The 21,321-nt window shown below is 32.1% G+C and carries 5 protein-coding genes; all 5 read left to right on the plus strand.

From position 1 onward, the window contains the following. From ACVC08_RS05380 to ACVC08_RS05400, 5 genes are read left to right on the plus strand one after another with little or no spacing between them, the layout of a single operon-like run. Positions 1 to 1,806: a hypothetical protein gene (locus tag ACVC08_RS05380; RefSeq protein WP_452601288.1), complete on the plus strand. Its 1,806-nt coding sequence runs from the start codon at positions 1 to 3 to the stop codon at positions 1,804 to 1,806. A 6-nt stretch (positions 1,807 to 1,812) separates the two neighbouring features. Continuing rightward, on the plus strand, positions 1,813 to 3,666 hold the full coding sequence (locus ACVC08_RS05385) for a hypothetical protein (RefSeq protein ID WP_452601289.1): 1,854 nt from the start codon (positions 1,813 to 1,815) through the stop codon (positions 3,664 to 3,666). Positions 3,667 to 3,710: 44 nt separating this feature from the next. Next, positions 3,711 to 9,875 (plus strand): hypothetical protein, encoded by a 6,165-nt coding sequence (locus ACVC08_RS05390; RefSeq protein ID WP_452601290.1) that lies wholly within the window; start codon positions 3,711 to 3,713, stop codon positions 9,873 to 9,875. Further along, positions 9,875 to 10,591 (plus strand): hypothetical protein, encoded by a 717-nt coding sequence (locus tag ACVC08_RS05395; protein WP_452601291.1) that lies wholly within the window; start codon positions 9,875 to 9,877, stop codon positions 10,589 to 10,591. The genes ACVC08_RS05390 and ACVC08_RS05395 overlap by 1 nt, the downstream gene beginning before the upstream one ends. A gap of 32 nt (positions 10,592 to 10,623) precedes the next feature. Further along, positions 10,624 to 21,066 carry a 3-coathanger stack domain-containing protein gene (locus ACVC08_RS05400; protein WP_452601292.1) on the plus strand — a complete coding sequence of 3,481 codons (10,443 nt, stop codon included), beginning with the start codon at positions 10,624 to 10,626 and terminating at the stop codon, positions 21,064 to 21,066. Positions 21,067 to 21,321: the final 255 nt, after the last annotated feature.

Raw genomic sequence — 21,321 nt, forward strand, 5'->3', positions numbered from 1 at the left:
ATGAAAAAACAAATTTTAACAATAGTATTAGCTTTTATTGCAGCCATTTTTACCTATGGGCAAACAACAAATACAGGGACTAACTCAGGTACAGCAGGAACAGATAATAGTTTTTTTGGGGCATATTCTGGACAAAATGAAACAGGAACAGCAAATGCTTATTTTGGTTACGGATCAGGAAAAGATAGCTCAGGTGATTATAATACATTTTTAGGATATAATACGGGGAGGGTTAATCAAGCAAATAATAATACATTTATTGGCTATGTATCAGGTAGCAGTAATACATCAGGTATTAACAATGCGTTTGTTGGCTACGGAACTGGTACTCGTAATACATCAGGTAATAACAATACTTTTATGGGGCTTTCTTCTGGAGCATATAATACTACTGGTGGAAATAATGTTTTTGTTGGGGTTTATTCGGGATTAAAAAACACAACAGGTAGCAGTAATACATTTATAGGAAGAAGTTCAGGATATTCTAATACTACTGAGGTTAATAACACATATATGGGGCATTCTTCAGGAGTTTTTTCTGTAGGAGGTAATAATGTTTATAATGGAGTATTTGCTGGACATGGACAAGATAACGCACATTATACTAATTTAGGAACCACTAGGCCAATTACAAACAATAATACTTTTATTGGGTATGCAGCAGGTAGACATAATGAAGGAAGTAATAATGTCAGTTTAGGTTTTTCTGCTGGTTATAAAACATCGGGTAATGGTAATGTTAGTTTAGGATATTCATCAGGGTATGATAATGTAACTGGAACACAAAATGTATTTTTAGGATTTCAAAGTGGAAAAGGTAATCTAGGTTCAAAAAATGTGTTTTTAGGAAATCAATCAGGCGAACTTGAAGAAGGAAGTAATAAACTATATATCGAAAATTCTAACTCTACAACGCCACTTATTTATGGGGATTTTGATGCAGATATAGTTAATATTAATGGGCATTTAGGAATTGGGACTCTTAACCCAATTGCTGGGCTAGAAGTAAGAAATTCTAACGAAACCACAGGGCGAACACTAAGAGTTCTACAACAGAATAGTCAATTATCTAATAATTCATACACCTTTGAAGTCAATTCTGCATCTCAAGACACTAATATGACGGCAGCAGGAGCTATGGCAGTAGATGTAAATTCGGGTAGAGCATTTACTATCAACGGTTTGGGTAATATAGGTTTAGGGACTGCGTCTCCAACCCAGAAACTAGAAGTTTCTAATGGGAGTATTTTGGCTACAAGTACAATAAATAATAGAAGTATTTTAATACAGCCAGGAAATGCTACAATAGAATATAATGGTTCCAATTTATTACAAATTAATAGATTTTCTAATTCAAATATAGCTTTAGCTAATGGAGGAGGTAATGTAGGAATAGGCACAGAAATACCCGATGAAAAACTAACCGTAAAAGGAAAAATCCATACACAAGAAGTACGAGTAGACTTAGAAGCTCCAATAGCACCAGATTATGTTTTTGAAAAATACTTTACAGGAATTTCAAAGCTAAACCCGGACTATAAAATGCCGACTCTTAAAGAAGTAGAATTATATGCTAAAGCGAATAATCACTTACCAGAAATCCCTTCTGCACAAGAAATGCAAGCAAATGGTATAGAACTGAAAGTAATGAACTTAAAACTACTTCAAAAAATAGAAGAGTTAACATTATATACTATAGAGCAACAAAAAGAAATTGACTCTCAAAAAAATAAAAATAAGACTTTGGAAAATAGATTAAATACTATTGAAAAAGTATTACTAGAACTTAAAAAGAACCAAAACTAATACAATATGAACAATCAAAAACTACTAATTGTGATTAACAACTCTATAAGAAAACATGTTTTTTTATATAGTTTATTATTGATGTCTTTACTAGGTTATTCTCAAACCGAAAATGTAGGAGCTAACTCAGGTACAGCAGGAACAGATAATAGTTTTTTTGGAGCATATTCTGGACAGAATAGCACAGGAAATGAAAATGTTTTTATTGGGCATTCATCAGGGAAAAATAATACCTCAAACGGAGGTGTTTTTATAGGGAAAGATACAGGAGTAGCAAACACAGGAGGAGAGAATACTTTTGTAGGTGTATATTCAGGAATAACTAATACCTCAGGATCTAGAAATGTTTTTCTAGGAGCTCGTTCAGGTATAAACAATACCACAGGAAAATATAATACTTTTATAGGTTTTGGGGCGAGTCATTATAACGCTGGAGGTAATTATAATACTTCTTTGGGGTATGCTTCTTCATACAGTAATACTTCAGGAAGTAATAATGTTTCTATAGGAAATAAATCAAATTATTTAAATACTGCTGGAAGCCATAATACATCTGTTGGGTTTCATTCTGGATTAAATAATGCAACAGGATCAAATAATACATTCTTAGGATATAGAGCAGGGTTTAGTACATTGGGGTCAGGAAATGTATTTTTAGGACATGAATCAGGAAGAAACGAAACAGGAAGCGATAAGTTATATATCGAAAACTCTGATATAGCTACCCCACTTATTTATGGCGATTTTAATACAGATATAGTTAATATTAATGGACATTTAGGAATAGGGACTCTTAACCCAATTGCTGGGCTAGAAGTAAGAAACTCTAACGAGACTACTGGGCGTACATTAAGAGTTGTACAACAAAATAACAGTATTTCAAATAATGCATATACATTTGAGGTAAACTCAACAGCACATAATACTAATATAACAAGTGCTGGGGCTATGGCAGTAGATGTTAATTCTGGTAGAGCATTTACTATTAATGGTTTAGGTAATGTTGGAATAGGAACTGATACTCCTTCCAGCCCTTTATATGTTAGATCAAGTGAAAATAGAACCTTAACGTTAGATTTTTTAGCTACAACAGGTTCTTATACTTGGCAATCTTTCAAGGTAAATAATGATGAACAGTGGAGAATAATTGGACGTGGAACTACTAATGGGAATCTTGAATTTTGGAATAATAGTGGATATAGTCAGTTAACTCTTTCTCAAAATAGTAATATTGGTATAGGTACAGTAACGCCAACCCAAAAACTAGAAGTTTCTAATGGGAATATTTTGGCTACAAGTACAGTAAATAATAGAAGTATTTTAATACAACCAGGAAATGCAACTATAGAGTTTAATGGTATTAATTCTCCATTACAAATTAATAGATTTTCTAATTCAAATATAGCTTTAGCTAATGGAGGAGGTAATGTAGGAATAGGCACAGAAATACCCGATGAAAAACTAACCGTAAAAGGAAAAATCCATGTACAAGAAGTACGAGTAGACTTAGAAGCTCCAATAGCACCAGATTATGTTTTTGAAAAATACTACAAAGGAAAATCTAAACTAAACCCAGACTATAAAATGCCGACTCTTAAAGAAGTAGAATTATATACTAAAGCGAATAATCACTTACCAGAAGTACCATCTGCTGAAGAAATGCAAGCAAATGGTATAGAATTAAAAGTAATGAACTTAAAACTACTTCAAAAAATAGAAGAGTTAACATTATATACTATAGAGCAACAAAAAGAAATTGACTCTCAAAACGAGGAGTTAAAATCTCAAAAAAATAAAAATAAAGCATTAGAGAACCGTTTAGATAAAATAGAAGCATTATTAAATACCACAAAAGACTAATTACTTAATTTATTATCACATTTCATATTATAAAATTCATTTAAATGAAACATATAAGAACTAGTAAATTTTCAAAAATACTGGCTAGCTATTTGGCAATACAATTGCTAATAATGACAGTGCAACCAAGCTATTTGTTTGGATTAACTGGTGGGCCGTCTCAACCAGAATTTAACTCGTTTACACCAATAGGTACAAGCGATATGGTTAACTTATCTTCAGGAGATTTTAATTATAACATACCTATTATGGATGTAGGTGGCTATCCTTTAAACTTAGCGTATAATTCTGGTATAACCATGGATCAAGAAGCCTCATGGGTTGGCCTAGGTTGGAATTTAAATGTAGGACAAATTAATAGACAAGTTCGTGGTATACCAGACGATTTTAAGGGCGATGAAATGATCTATGAAAACAATTTAAAACCAAATAAAACTATAGGAGCTAATGTACTTTTTCACTTAGCTACATCGGGCTTAGACACCCCTAACTTTGGTTTAAATACTGGTTTCGGAGTTAAATATAATAATTATACAGGTTGGTCTTTTTCTTCAACCTTAGGTGTAAGTTACGAGTTATCTGAAAATGTAGAGATAGGGTTAGATATGAATAACTCTTCAGATGAAGGGGTAACTGTGTCCCCTAGAGCAAGTTTAAATAAGAGGTTGTTTGGTAATAATAAATTTAGTTTGGATGGAGCTTCTATAGGTGCTCAGCTTAACTCTAGACAGGGACTTAATTATTTAACTATATCTTCGACGGTTAATGCACCAATTATTAATAGAGTCAATCAAAAACTAAAAGACAACAATATTGGAAGTCAAATTGGAGGAGTTACATACGGTGTAAAATCTCTACCAGCCATGACATATACTCCAACTAAGCGAAATAAACTGATAAATGAAAATATAGCTGCAAATGGAGCTCTAGGACTAAAATTTCTTTTTCTTGAAAAACAATTAGAACTATATATTCATGCTTCAAGACAACGATTAGCCGATGAAGAAAAATATAAGACGGAGCGTGCATTTGGTTTTAATTTTACAGATAATGCAACAAAACATGATATATTAGATTTTAATAGAGAAAATGATCGAGTGATTTCTAAACATACAAATGTATTACCTGTAACAAATTATACTTACGATTTATACTCTATCCAAGGGCAGGGTATCTCTGGCATGTATCAACCCTACAGAAGTCAAGTAGGTTATGTTTACGATAAATATGTAAAGGATAAAAGTAGAGATGGAAGTTTAGGAGTTGAAGTAGCAGGTGGTAATTTATTTCACATAGGTATAGAACTTAAATATTCACCTTCCCGTTCCTCTACAGGTGTTTGGGAAAAAAGAAATGATGCTAGAAAGAATTTTATACAAAACAACAATAATGCTAAGGATTACGAAAAAGTATTTTATAAAACCATAGGGGAACTTAATGTTGATAATGAATTTAATTTATTAGAGGACAAATTAGGAGGAGATGAGCCTATTAAAATAGGCCTTACTGGCGATAATTTTAATAAAAAGACAGTAGAAAACCAATACTTTAAAGGTACGGATGAGGCAGTTTCACCAACAACAAATTTTGGAACTAATACCAATTCTCAAGCTGAAAATAATATTAACAGGAAAGAACGCTTGTTAAGAAATCAAGCCATTCAAAAAATAACAAAAAAAGAAGCTGAAAAGTATTATGCTAATTATGGTGTAAATGCACCACATATAAATACTAATGCTAAAGACCATCATAATGTAGCAACCAAAATTTTGCAACCAGATGGAAGTACTTATGTTTTTGGTCAACCAGCATATAACACCAAAAAAGTAGAAACAACATTTAATGCCTCAGGAAACGTTAGTACAGGCGATTCTACTCAAGAACTAGTCCCTTATTCGGGAAATGATAATACGCCATATAACTCAAAAGGTCAAGATCATTACTTTAATAGAGTAACAACACCAGCTTATGCACACACTTATTTATTAACAGAAGTACTGTCCTCCGATTATGAAGACTTAACAGGTAATGGCCCTACAGATGACGATTTAGGAGCTTATACTAAAATGCATTACACACAACCGGAAACATATAATTGGAGAGTACCTTTTCAAGCAAATAAAGCAACATCTAATAAGGGGTTAAATACACTTCAAAATGATGATATGGGAAATTACATCTATGGTGAAAAAGAAGTGTTGTATGTAGATAAAATTGAAACAAAAACGCATGTAGCAGTTTTTGATTTAAATGAAAGAAATGATGGTTACGGTGTAACTGGTGAAAATGGTGGATTATCACCAGATTCTAAAATGTATCAAATTAATACGATCTCATTATACTCTAAACCAGAATATGAAAGATTACAGCAAGACCCAACCTTAAATATAAAACCAATTAAAGTCGCACACTTTGAATATGATTATTCATTATGTAAAAATGTACCAAATAATAGTGCTTCAGATACAGTTGATGATAATGAATATGCAAATCAAGGCGGGAAGTTAACACTTAAACGTGTATATTTTACTTACAGAGGGTCTAACATGGGGAAATACACCCCTTATGTATTCAACTATTCAGATGTTAACCCAGATTATCATATAAAAGGGTATAACCTTTGGGGTAATTATAAAGCAGCACAAGGTAATGCAAATAGCTATAATGCAGAACCAACTACAGCAGAATTTCCTTATGTTGATCAAGGAAATTTAGCCGAAGAAAATAATAATGTTACAGCTTGGACTTTACAATCTGTGAATTTACCTTCTGGTGGTAAGTTAGAATTATCATACGAAGCAGATACCTATAATTCCGTACAAAATAAAGGTATTATGGAAATGTTTAAAGTAAGAGGTGTTGGTGCTAATGCTATTGCTATTGAGACTTCTAATGCTTTTAATGACCTTTTATACAAACCGAATGGAAAAATGCGCTACTTGTATGTAGAACTACCAAATGAAGCAGCCAATACTACAATAACAGAATTTGAATCTAAATATATAGGTAACTTATTAGATAAACCTGTATTCTTTAAGTTTATGTTAAATATGGTTAAAGGGCAAACTAATGCGTACGATTTTGTGTCTGGTTATCTTAAAATTGATAAAACAAGAGCTTTTGGACGATTTAGTAAAAACGAGAAAGAATACGGAGCTATACCTGTACAATTTGTAAAAAAGAATAAAGAAGAGAATGAATATGATGAAAATGAAGGTGAACACCCTATAGCAAAAGCAGGATGGTATTTTGGTAGAAATTATTTAAATAGATTAGTTTATGGCCAAGCAGAAGTGCAAAACTTTAATGTTTTAGACATTGCCAATACTATAGTTGGAAATATAGGATCTATGTTTGCTGTTTTTCAAGACCCTTATACTGAATTAAAAAATAAACAATGTGCACAGAAATTTAGTACAACAAAATCTTGGATTCGCTTAAAAAGCCCTAATAAAAGTAAATTAGGAGGCGGTTTAAGAGTTTCAAAAATTGAAATGTTCGATGAGTGGGATTCTATGACAGGAAATACAAATAATAATTTGTATAAAATGTCTTACGGACAAGAATACGATTATAACAATACAGAGGGTTATACTAGTGGTGTCGCAACTTTTGAGCCACAAGGAAGTAAAGAGAACCCATTTATAGAACCTTTTTATGATGATGTAAATGATTCTAAATTATTAGCGCCACAAGCCCAAAACTTTACAGAAAAACCATTTGGGAGTTCCTTTTTTCCTTCACCAACAGTAACTTATGCTAGAGTAACAGTAAAAAACCTTAATAGAGGAACATATACAAATAATGGAACCACTTTAGAGGTCGGTAACAATGGTACAGGGAAAATAGTTAATGAGTTTTACACCTCAAAAAATTTTCCAACGATTACAAAACATACAACGATAGATGATTCTAATGAAGTTAATTTTCCAGGAACAAGTGCTTCTATATTAACTTCGTTATTTGGACTTAACATTGTATCTAAAAAACGCATCTCTATGTCGCAAGGTTTTACGGTGATTACTAACGATATGAATGGTAAAACTAAAAGCCAGAAAGTATACAGCGAATCCGCAACAGGAGAACAATTACCAATTTCTTCTGTAGAATATGTATATAATGTAGATGAAAATGGCAATTTAAATAATAAAGTAAACACCATAAATAATGCAGGAGAGGTACAAGAACGTACAATAGGTGTTGACTATAACGTAATAAATGATTTCAGGCACTCTAAAAGTGCAAGTGAAACGTATGGAGGAGATTATAACTCTGGATTGTTTGTTTTTTTTCCGCCAGCACCCATTCCCGTTCCAATATTTATTTTTACAGCAACAGTATTTCCTCAGCTAGCATTCCACGATACAGAATTAAGAACAGCAACAACAACTAAAGTTATTCACAAAACTGGGTTTTTAGTAGAAAAAAAGGCTTTCGATTTAGGCGCAGAAGTAACAACTACTAATAAAGCTTGGGATGCAGAAACGGGACAAGTATTATTAACAGAAACCGCTAACGAATATAAGGATAAGTATTATAACTTTAGTTACCCAGCCTATTGGCACTATAAAAATATGGGAGCAGCAACCAAAAACTTAAACTTAAAATTAGATATCAATTTTGGTAGTAATGCTACAGTAAGTACAACTAATGCGTCTATGTATTTAATAAATGGAGATGAAGTTTGGTTAACAGAAAAAGATAAAAAAGCTTGGGTAACTAATATTCAAGGAGATAATTTTCAGTTAATAGACCAAAACGGTGTGTTTATAAGCCCTACAGCAGATAACACAGATACTTTAAAAGTAATTCGTTCGGGATATAGAAACTTACAAAGTGGTAACATGGCTAGTGTTACACTAATGCAAAATCCAATATATAATGGAAGTAGTTTTGTAAATATAGACGCAAACACATTCGATGCCCAAACTTGGGATGAAAAACGTATAGTAAATGCTTCAGCAGTTAAGTATAAGGAATTTTGGTTACCACAATGTGAATGTAATTTACCTTCCATATCTTATGATGAAGATGGGAATGTCGAGTTTGTTCATGATGGATCAGAAAAGTCATCAAATCCATATTTATATAACATTCTAGGAGAGTGGAGAGCAGACGAATCTTATGCATATTTAACAGGGCGTTATACAGGAGATGGTATTAACGATAACCCTAGAAGCACAGGTTTTTATAAAAATTTCAGCGCGTTTTATAAACCAGATAGTAATGGAAATTGGAGTATAGATTTAAGTCGTTGGAAATCTGCTTCGCAAGTTACCCAGTATAGTCCATATGGAGTAGAACTAGAAAATAAAGATGCATTAAACAGATATTCGTCTGCTCAATATGGCTATAATTATAAGTTTCCAGAAGCGGTAGCATCAAACAGTGAGTATCGTGAAATGGGTTTTGATAGTTTTGAAGATATTTACGACACTAGGTATTGTTTAGTGGATGGCGTACCTGGAGAAGACAATAATAGTCACGCAGACATAATAAGACACTTTAGTTTTAGAAGCGGGGAATATGGAAATGAGCAAATTTCAAATAAAGAGGCGCATACAGGTCGTAAAAGTTTAAAATTATACAAAGTTGATGATGTAGGTAGTAACCTAAGCAATAAAGCAAGCTTACTAAAAATTGTAAATATACCAGGGAAGTGTACCTCATTTAGCCCAATAATGGGGAAAAGATACTTCTTTAGCGTTTGGGTAAAAGTAGATACTCCACAAGAAGGAACAACACCAGAAGCGGTAATGGCATCTCAGCCTTTAAATTATGAAAATGTAAGTGCTAAAATTCAATTTTATACATCAAGTAATGGAACTTATTTATCCAGCCCAATAGCGTTAACTCCAAAAGGCGATATTATAGAAGGTTGGCAGCGTATTTCAGGAGATTTTACAATACCAAATCCTACGACTGTTTCTATAGCTACTATGCAAATAACATTAGAAAACACAAATCAAAGTTACGATGCCTATTTTGACGATGCAAGAATGCATCCTTATAATGCAAGTATGAAATCTTTTGTTTACGATAGTGAGAATTATAGGTTGCTAAGCGAATTAGACGAAAATAATTATGCGACATTTTATGAATATGATAACGAAGGTGGATTAGTACGTGTTAAAAAAGAAACAGAACGTGGTATTATGACAATACAAGAAACACGTTCTGGGACTACAACTTCTAATGCATCTAATTAATGGATATAAAAAATAATATAGTAGTTGTATTAGTATTACTTATTAGTACTGTAAATCTAATAGCACAAGACCTTGAAACTGTTATGCAAAAGGTAAATAAAACATACGTAGATGGTAATTATCAAGCTAATATGGATTATACACTATATAGTAACAGCGATTCAAATATTAAAAAAGATGAGTTAAAAGGAGTAGTTATAAAATTTGGAGGGAATTACTATTCTAAAATGAAAGAAACAGAAATGGTTTTCACCGATGCATTTATGTTAAAAATAAGTCACTCTGAAAAAATAATTTTGTATTCGCAGTTAAAAGCCCCGATTAAAGATTTAATAGATCAAAATAACCCTTTCATACAGTTTCCTAAACAATTTGAAGAGAATAAAATTGAAGATAAAGGTAATTATTACAAATGTACCTTTAATAAATCTAAAGATATAAAAGTACCTTATAGTAAAATCATTCTTAATGTTTCAAAAGTAAATTATAGTATTTTAAAGCAAGTTTATTTCTTTAAAAACTCTGTAGAGAAACGATTTAATAAAAAAGTAACAGAAGCAGAAAATGAACGCTTAGAAGTAGTACAAACAGTATTTAAAAAAGAGGTAAAAGTACCTGAAAAATTATTTAGTTTAGAAAAATACTTAACTAAAATAGGGGAGAATACATACACTGCATCGAATTACATTAAAGATTATAAAATTTTAACACAGTAGATTACTGTTTTATACATAAAATTAGAAACATTATGAATCATAATATTATGCGCCTATTTGCAATTTTAAGTTGTTTGTTTGTGTCTATCGTACTAAATGCACAAGTAACCGAGGAAGCAATAGAAATATTATCTCCATCTCAAATTAATATAGGAGAAACTCTAGCGGTTGAAGATCCTAGTTTTTTTACTCCTAATAGTGCTGTAGAAAAACCTGTAATAGATATATCTATTGGTGTTTTAGATGATGTAATAATAACACCTTCTATAGGGTATACATACGACATTACTATAAAGGTAACAACTATAAATAGAAATACAGGAGATGAGAACATTCCTTACAGCGGAGATGAAAACACACCGTTTACCCAAACTTTAAGTATAGAATATAGCCCATATGGAAACATAGGGAACATTAAAGATTTAGACTTAAAAAGAATTAATGGAGCACAAGCCTTAAAAATAGAGATTTTAAATATAGAAGTTTTCGATAAAACAAATAACCAAAGTTTAGGTGCAAACACACCAGATAATGTGTATTTACAACTTAGGTATTCAGGTAATCGTTACCGTAGGTTAACAACAGTATTACCTGTTGCAAGTCACCAATATATTAAGCATACAACTCTAGGAGAGGTTATTTTAACAGAAGCAGATGTTAATAATTTAGTAGAAGTAGCAGACGAATTAGTAATTAATTGGACTACAGTTACGGGGGCTACAGAATACGACTTAGAATGGACTTGGATAGATAATTACAATGATTTTAATATTTTAAACTCGTTAGAACAGTCAGATATAGATTTTAGTGAATTAGATTTTAAATCTAATAATACAAGAATTCGTACTAAAACAAACAGTTATAAAATCCCTTTAATATATTCTAATGGCTATTTAATCTACAGAGTAAGAGCATTAGGCTACAGACCAGATGATTATACTGGAAATAATAATTTTGAAAATGTATCAAAATTATTTTATGGACAATGGACTAGCGGTACCAATTCAAAAACACTAGTGTCCGATTGGCCAAATGTAGCAAATATAATTAATCATGATGCAAATAAAAACTGGCAATTTCAAGCGTCTTATGCAGAAGATGGAAAGAAAAAAGAAGTAGTAAGTTATTTTGACGGTACACTTAGAAACCGTCAAACTGTAACAAAAATAAACACCGATAAATCTGCTATTGTAGGAGAAGTAATCTACGATAATCAAGGAAGACCAGCTGTAGAAGTGTTACCAACACCAGCAACAGTTGCCAACTTAAGATACCATGATGGGTTTAATAAAAACACGAATAATCAATTATATACACATTATGATTTTGACTGGTCTAACCCCCAAAACCCAGAAAGTGATATTATAAGTGGAATGAGTAATGCACACGGAGCAAGTTTATATTATTCAAATGATTTATCATTTAAAACTGAAGATAAAGACTATTTCATCCCAGATGCGCAATTGTATCCATTTTCACAAATACAATATACAAATGATAATACAGGTAGAATAAAAAGAAAATCTGGAGTAGGAGCAACACACCAATTAGGTACTGGTCATGAAATGAAGTATTATTATGGCACACCTAAACAACACGAATTAAATCGTTTATTTAGTTATAAAGTAGGTTATAATAAATATTACAAAAAGAATACTGTAGTGGATCCTAATGGTCAAGTAAGTATTAGCTATATTGACCCACAAGGAAGAACTATAGCAACAGCATTATCTGGCAATACACCTTCTGGAATTGAAGAGTTAGAAGCTGCTGCTGCTGGAACGTTAGATGTAGATTTGTTAAATAAAATATTACCTACAGCAACAGATACAGAAGAAGATAGTAATTTTAGATTCTCTTCTGGCAATTTTGATAGCTTTCAAGATGGTTTAAGTTTTTCAGGAAATCAATTTGTATCTAATGTAGAACCAGACCCAACAACAGGAGAAACCCCATCTTTAGACCTTTCGTATTCAGCAAATTTAAGTAGTTACACAGATGCATGTAGTAATAATGAATATCCGTTTGTTTACGATTTGTCGATTAGTTTAGTTAACGAATATGGGCAGGAAATATCAACAACTGAAGATGATCAAGGCGTATTTAAATCAATTTTCGAAACACAAATTGGTTCAATTAATGGGAATACACAACCTTATACATTTTCATTTGAAACCTCACCAAATACGTTACAAATAGGAAATTATACTATTAATAAGTCTATAAAAATTAATACAGAAGCATTTAACACAAATTTACAAGCGTATTTAAATGATGCTAACTGTATTCTTCCTCCAGAATATTTTAGTTTGAATTTAATAGATAATGATTGTGCTTTAACTACAGAAGATTGTAATACATTTTTTGTAACATATCCAACATTAAATAGTTATGTAAACACTAGGTTAAGTGAAATTACAGCAACCTTAGCATCTTATCCTGCGGCACCAGTACCAACACTTACTACAGAGCAAGAAACAGCGTATACTAATGCTTTAAGTGAAATTTATACAACTAAAACAGAAACATGCGCTACTATAAATGCAGAAGAAACAAATGGAGATGTCCAAGGAACATTTAGCTTTACACCAGAATGTAAAATTGCGAATTTAAGATTATTACAAGATTTTAGACCAGGAGAACAATATGCTATCTACGAAAACATTGAAGGAGAGGTAGTAGAGGATGAATTTAGTATTTACAATGATGGGTTAAATGGAGTAAACAATTCCTTTTTGCCTAATACTAATGGTTTACCATTGCCTTTATGGAGGCATCCATTCGGGATTAACGATAATACAGGAAATAATTTTTATGTTGATGATGCTGGAGATCCAGCCTATATAGAAGTATTACCCTCTAGAGATGAAAATGGAAACTATATTTTAAATAATAATCAATTTATTTTTTCACCAGCTATACACCCAGACTACTTAGCAACTTATATAGGAACAAATGGGCTTCCAATAACAAATGCAGATGGTAATGTAGATATAGCACCAAATCACTTATTAAATGAAGCAGATTTTAGAACTAATTGGGAAAATAGCTGGGCAGAAGCTTTACTTTACTATCATCCAGAGATAGGTTATACCTCCTATTTTAGTGAAGTATGTACCGAATTAGGCAATACAGGATTTACATACACTAATGCACCAACACAATTAAGCTCATCAGCATACGATCAATTCTTAAAAGAATTAGTCTACTACTCAAGTAATTCACAAGATATTCAAATTTCTGGAAACTCTAATCTAGGTACTATTTTATCAAACCCTTTGATGTTGTTAGATAGTGACCCGTATTTCAATACAAATTATTCTAATGTAAATAGTATTGTTAATGGTGTAGTCAATATAGACAATACATACAATTTTGGAAGTAATAACGATATTATAATAGGTCAAGAAACGTATACAGTAACTGGAGAACTTTCAGCTAGAAAAGCATTAATGTCTCATGCTTTGGAGTATGATTACGAGGGTACAGGTGAACCAATGTGGAAATTTGCTTACAGAAACTTAGTATGTGGAGATGGAGCGCTTTTCGATTGTTCATTACCTACAACATTATCACAAGCAATTTCACAATTAAATACAAACGAAGAAAAAGAAGCGTTTTGGACATCGTATAAAGCATTATATGCTAGTACTAAAAATAAAATAGTATTTGTATTCTCTAATGTTTATGCAAAACAAAATGGCTTTTATAATGGTTGTATAGAAGAGTTAAGTACTACACCTTTTAATGTATTATATCAATACCCTAATGATTTAGTAAATAGAGTAATCGCAATAGCTAACGAACTTAATTATACAACAGCTACAGGTGTTTGTGAGAATGCAAATTCGGCAAACTATATAGGTAAATATAGACGCTTTATTCCTTTAGATGTGGCCTTTGGTGCTAATGATATTGGAGGTGAAGGTTATTTAGAAGAAGTATCTAACGAAGTAGAATACCAAATCTATGAGCAAACAGGAAACTGTCCTAATGTTATACATTTAAGCCATTTTTTAAATGGATTATTTACTAATAACGCTGGAGTATTACCATTATCAAATTCAGCAGAAACAAATGTGTCTTATTTAACAACAAATTTATATACAGCATTAGGAGGCGTTGTAGATTATGCAAATTCTAACGAACCATTAATGGGTAGTAATGGTATAAAAATTTATACAGATGCAAATTCTGCAGGAGCAGGAGATTTAAACATTACTGTAGGAGATAGTAATGATACTAGTTCTAACCTAATTTGCCCTATAGTTATAAACGACACTAGTACTACCAATTACAATTGGTCAAATTATGGTGTAGCAAATGGACAATGGTATATTTCTCAAGTTCAAGATTTAATATTTACAGGACAAGAATTAACTCCAGCACCGCATACGTTTGCTTTCTTAGCCATTATAATAGAAAATGGAGATACCAATAACCCAATAGAAGTTGTATTTAATGGTTCCTCTTGTGCAAACATTGGAAACTGTGGAACCGATGACCCTAATAATCATACAGGCTACGATTATGATCAAATGGACTCGGATATTAGTTTTGATTATAATGAAGATACTGGCGATTGTGATGAGAGAAGAGCACGCTTTCAGTTAGGTCTAAAAAATCTGTTAAATGAGTTGAATAACTCAAATAACGATTTATTTTCTACGACAGCAGTTACCTTAAATGCATATGAAAGCTATACCAATAGCTACCTACCAGAGTTTTTTAATGATAATGATTTAGTTGCAACTATTATTTATGACCCTACAAACCCCTCTTATAAGCATAAAATAGTAGCATTAAATTCTACATTTTACTTTAATATTCCATCTTTTTCTGGAATTTCTAATTTTGAAAGCATCGAGAATATTTATATAGATATATCTGCAAATAAGCTTAAGTATATCTTCTTATTAAATGACGGAACTACTATGGATGATTTACCTCCTGTAGGTTATTCTGCTGTCGGAGAAATAAGTGTTGGAGGTAAATCTTTAAATTTTGGCTGTAATGAAGATCCTTGTATAGCAGAGCCTGTAGCACCAGTAAGTTGTGATGAAGCTTGGACACTATATAATCAAACAATAGGATTAGATGCTAATAACGATGGTATAAGTGATTATATTCCTAATTATGAGTTACCAGATTGGTTAGATAAAGATCAGTTTTGCGCTTTAGGCTATAAATATTCTGTAGAAGATTATATAGATTATATAACAACTTTTCAAATAAACTCATCAGGGATAGATAGTTTTTACTTTGTATCTTTCTTTGAATTTAGTAGTCATGCTTTAGGCATAGGACATCCAAAAATAGCAGAAGCAATAGATGCTTTTCATGATTATATAGGTATCTCAGAAAATGCAGAAACTATTAATTGGTTAGAGTATGTAAATGATATTTATATGGTTATTAATAGTGTTTGTACTGCAGCACAAATAACAATAAATTCACCAGAAGTAGAAACAACCACTTCAGACTGCGATTCCTTTGTAAATAACTTACAATTAACTTATGCTAGCGATTTGTATGAGCAATATATAGAGGAGCAAACTGAAAACTTTACTAACGCTTACTTAAATGCAGCTATAAATCAATTAGTAGAGACATTTAATTTAAAGTATAACGATAAAGAGTACCAATACACACTCTACTATTACGACCAAGCAGGTAATTTAATGCAAACAGTTCCTCCACAAGGTGTAGATAGATTCCAAAACCCTAACAATGGAGCCATAAATGCTGCTAGAGCACAAGATGGCACAGCTGTAGCACCAAATCATAAACTAAAAACAAGATATAAGTACAACTCATTAAATCAATTGGTTTGGCAATCTACACCCGATGGTAAAGAAACACGTTTTGCTTACGATGAACTGGGTAGAATTGTAATGTCCCAAAATGCAAAGCAAAATATAAGTGACGAAAATAATAATGAAGCCTATAGCTATACAGCGTATGATGGTTTAGGAAGAATAAAAGAAGCAGGAGAACTTTTAACACTAGATAATAAATATGAAATTAATGATGAAGGACGTTTAGTATTAATTAGTTCAGGAATGTTAGTAGAAGAAGTAAACGAGGACAACTTCCCTAATAATTTTTCTAACCAAAGACAAGATGTAACTGTTACTATTTACGATGCTATTTTTGATCAGGATATTGTTGATCAGTTTGGTATATATAATGAACAAAACAATAGAAATAGAGTTACTACAGTAGTGCATTACGTTAAGTATCCAGCAGCCTATAATACTTTCGATAATGGATTATTCTACAGCTACGACATACATGGTAATGTTAAAGAGTTAATAACATATATTAATACGCCAGATTTAGTAGCACTTGGGCAACAAATAAAAAAAGTAGCATACAATTACGACTTAATAAGTGGTAATGTAAATTCAGTAACTTATCAAAAAGGAGAAACAGATCAATTTATACACAATTATACTTACGATGCAGATAACAGGATAATAGAAGTTAAGACCTCTACAGATGGTGTTATTTGGGAAAATGAAGCTGTTTACGATTATTATAAGCATGGACCTTTGGCAAGAGTATTAATCGGAGATAAAAAAGTACAAGGCTTAGATTATGCTTATACTATACAAGGTTGGCTAAAAGGGGTAAATTCTGAAAGATTAAACCCAGCCGATGATATAGGACAAGATGGTTTTGGTACCAATACTGTAATAGCTAAAGATGCCTTTGGGTATACATTAGATTATTTTGATGGAGATTATGTATCCAATAATTCTAATAGGTTATTAAATTTAAGTACGGTAAAAACAACATCTCCTAATAATCTGTATAATGGTAATATAAAGCAAATGACAACCTCATTAAGAGGATTAAATGAGGATAAATTATCATCACTTTCTAATACTTACGTATACGATCAATTAAATCGTATAAAGGCTAGTAATAATCAATCAATTACAGAAAGTAATAATAATGCTTTTACTACAGCTAACGATTTATACAAAACATCATATACTTACGATAAAAATGGTAATCTACAGGGCTTAAACAGAGATGCGAATGGGCAGAATATGGATAGGTTGAGATATGAATATAATTCAGAGACAAATCAATTAAATCATGTAATAGATAGTGCAAACCCAACTAATTTTGATGTAGATATAGATTCGCAAACCTTAGATAATTATATCTATGACGAAATTGGACAATTGGTTAAAGACAGAGAAAGTAGATTAGATACTATTATTTGGACTGTAGCTGGTAAAGTAAAAGAGATTATAAAAGAAAACAACGAAAAAATCTCCTTTAATTATGATGGTTTAGGTAATAGAATATCTAAAACATTAGACTTATCTAATACAAATGGAGGAGGAGATATTAAAACAACTTATTATGTAAGAGATGCACAAGGTAATGTCTTAGGAGTATATAATATGCTTATAGATAATGATGGAACTACAAACACAGGCCCAAGTGAGTACGATATATTTTTACCAACAGCTACTGTTACTACAACAGAATTAATACAAGCTTTAAATAAAATTGAAAATTCAAACGGAACAAATTATACAGTTACAACAGGTGATGTTACATTAGAAGCAGGAAATAAAATTATTTTAAAGCCTGGTTTTAAAGCAAGTGCAGGAAGTACATTTAAGGCAAAAATAAAAGATTTTAATGGCTCACCATACGACGAAGAAGGCTTTACATTAAAAGAACACCATATTTATGGAAGTAGTAGGTTAGGGCTACAAGAATACACAAATGTATCATTAGGTAATACAATAGCAAATAAACAGCTAGCAGAAAGAGTTAGCGCTAATACAAATAACAATGTAAGTTCACCTACCAATACAATATGCGACAATTGTGCATATAGCTTTACTACAAATACAGGTTCAGGAACTTTTAATAGCGCAAATGAAATAGACATGACATTTGCAACAGGCGAAAATTATACATTTGGTACTAAAGTAACTCTAAGAGACTTTACCCAAAATAGACGTACTATTTTCTCTGTAGCAGATGCAACTCCACATATACATAGAAGTATAAGGCTTACTATGGTTAAAACCATTGTTGGTGTAGATTATAAGTATGTACCACAAGTACGACTAGAAGAAACTGTAACAGCATCACAAAATAGTACGACAACTTCTACACTTATAACGTTAAGCGATATTACAAATGTTATTCCAAATATAGATGTAAATGAAGTAGATTTTAGTATAGACGTTACAGGATCAGACGCTTACAATGTATCTATAACGCATAACGGAGTTACTTACACATCACAATCTGGAGGAATAACACAAACAACAACCGTTTCTAGTTTCGGGTTAATACCTGTATTAGTTAGTGGATATGTTTATGCCGCTAACTTTGAAATGTGTTACTTAAATTATAATATTAACAATGTTGCTAGAAATTATGTGTTTTCTGAAGTAGGAGTAAACCCCACATCTAACGGTTCTACATTAACATTGCCAGACCTAGACCTAGCACACTGGATACCATCTTGTGGAATAGATAATGATTTAGATAATGATACAGTACTTAATGATGAAGAAGATATAAATGGTAACGGTGATTTTGATGATGATGATACAGATGGAGATGGTACAGCAGATTATTTAGATACAGATGATGACAATGATGGTATATTAACCATGTACGAAAACCCTAATAATGATAGTACTGTATTAAATGACGATACCGATGGCGATGGTACCCCAAACTATTTAGATAGTGATGATGATGGAGATGGCATTCCTACAATACAAGAAGATTTAAATGGTAATGGTAATTATGACGATGATGATACCGATGGCGATGGAATACCAAACTATTTAGATAATGACGACGATAACGATACCGTTTTAACTATACATGAGTATAATAATGGAGGAGATTTCGATAACGATGGTACGCCAAACTATCTAGATACAGACGATGATAACGATACCGTATTAACCGAGAACGAGAACCCATTACAAGAAGGAGATATAGGATATGTAGATACCTATTTATTAGATACCGATAACAATGGTTCACCTAACTACTTAGATATAGACGATGATGGTGATGGATACATTACCCAAGAAGAAGATGAAAACGGAAACGGTAACCCAACAGACGATGATACCGATGCCGATGGCCATTTAGATTTCTTAGATCCAGCAGATAATAACCCAGCCGTACCAGGTATAATTAGCATGGCAGATTATAACAGGTTAGCAGGAGATAAGCGCTTTGAGCTTTCTAACCATTTAGGGAATGTTTTATCTGTAATTACAGATCGTAAAATTGTTAAAAATGGTAGTTTCGATGCAGACGTAATTGCATTTAATGATTACTATCCTTTTGGAATGTTAATGCCTAATCGCCACGGTAGTAGTGATAGCTATAGATACGGGTTCCAAGGACAGGAGAAAGATGATGAGATAAAAGGTGAAGGAAATAGTCTGAATTATACCTTTAGGATGCATGATCCTAGAGTGGGGCGTTTCTTTACACCTGACCCAATGGAAAAAGCTTATCCATATTATTCGCCGTATCAATTTAGTGGAAACAGATTAATTGACATGGTAGAGCTTGAAGGACTTGAACCATCAGAACCACCCACACAAGAAGGTCAGACAGCTATAGCACCAGACCATAAAAGAATACAAGCTGGAGATTTTAATTTGTTTAGCGTAATTGGAGCCTTTACCACGAGTTGGACGGGAGGAACTGACGAAGAAGGTAATCTTAAATGGTTTAAAACTAGCGAATATGAGTTATTGCTAGCGCCTATAGCTATTGAATATGCGCAGCAAAATGGTAATGGTTTTGGTCATGATTGGCAAAGTGCTGCGAATTATTACAGTAGAGAAGTAGGATCTAGAAAAGAACCAACAGGAGAGGTTAAAGATTTTCTATCTAATAAAAAATTATCAGAAGGATATTTAGATTATTTATTAGGTTTAGGAAATAGATATACAAATGCTCATAATGTTAGCCGCATCCAGAGTGCTTCTGGGCATATTAAAGAAGATAATTTTAACTCACCTGTATTCTTTGTTGGTGGCTTATTGAAATTTAAGTCTCTAACTGGTGGCTCAAAATATTTTTCGGGATCATCAGCGTCTAGTAAAAGTGATGACTTTGTAGAGATATTAAAAGCTACTGATGATGTCTTTGACCCTACTATAACACTATACAGAGGCTACACAGGTAGTGAGAGTTCTGGAACTATAATTTATTTGACTGACGACGTATCAGTTGCAGCTTCATATGTTAAGAATGGAGGGTCGGTAATGAAATTTGAATTATCAGAGTCAGGATTATATAGGCTTCAAAATGCTGAAAGTACAGCTAGTAGACTAAATATTTTACCTAATGATATTCATATGATAGGAGGCAAACAAATAAAACATACTACTTATGAATTTGTTGGAGAGGAAGTTAGAAAGGCTTTAAATGTATTGGCTAAACCTAATAATTAATAAATTGATGAAAAAAAGATATGATGATACTTTAAAATTTTGTTGCTCTTCTTTTAAAAGGGAATTGGAGTTACATAATTTGACGGGACCAAATATTAGAATAATCCGTATAGATAAATTTGGGCTACCAAAAAATGGAAATGAGCCCTACAATATGTTTTATTTAACTACTGGGTACGACAATGGAGAAAAAAATGTTCCAAGGAGAACGCTAGAATATTGCCCTTTCTGCGGAGAACACTTAAGAAGTTTTTA

Source organism: Pontimicrobium sp. MEBiC06410 (assembly GCF_053601615.1).

Coding starts and splice junctions, on each gene's coding strand:
- ACVC08_RS05380 (WP_452601288.1), top strand. CDS start 1: ATGAAAAAACAAATTTTAACAATAGTATTAGCTTTTATTGCAGCCATT.
- ACVC08_RS05385 (WP_452601289.1), top strand. CDS start 1,813: ATGAACAATCAAAAACTACTAATTGTGATTAACAACTCTATAAGAAAA.
- ACVC08_RS05390 (WP_452601290.1), top strand. CDS start 3,711: ATGAAACATATAAGAACTAGTAAATTTTCAAAAATACTGGCTAGCTAT.
- ACVC08_RS05395 (WP_452601291.1), top strand. CDS start 9,875: ATGGATATAAAAAATAATATAGTAGTTGTATTAGTATTACTTATTAGT.
- ACVC08_RS05400 (WP_452601292.1), top strand. CDS start 10,624: ATGAATCATAATATTATGCGCCTATTTGCAATTTTAAGTTGTTTGTTT.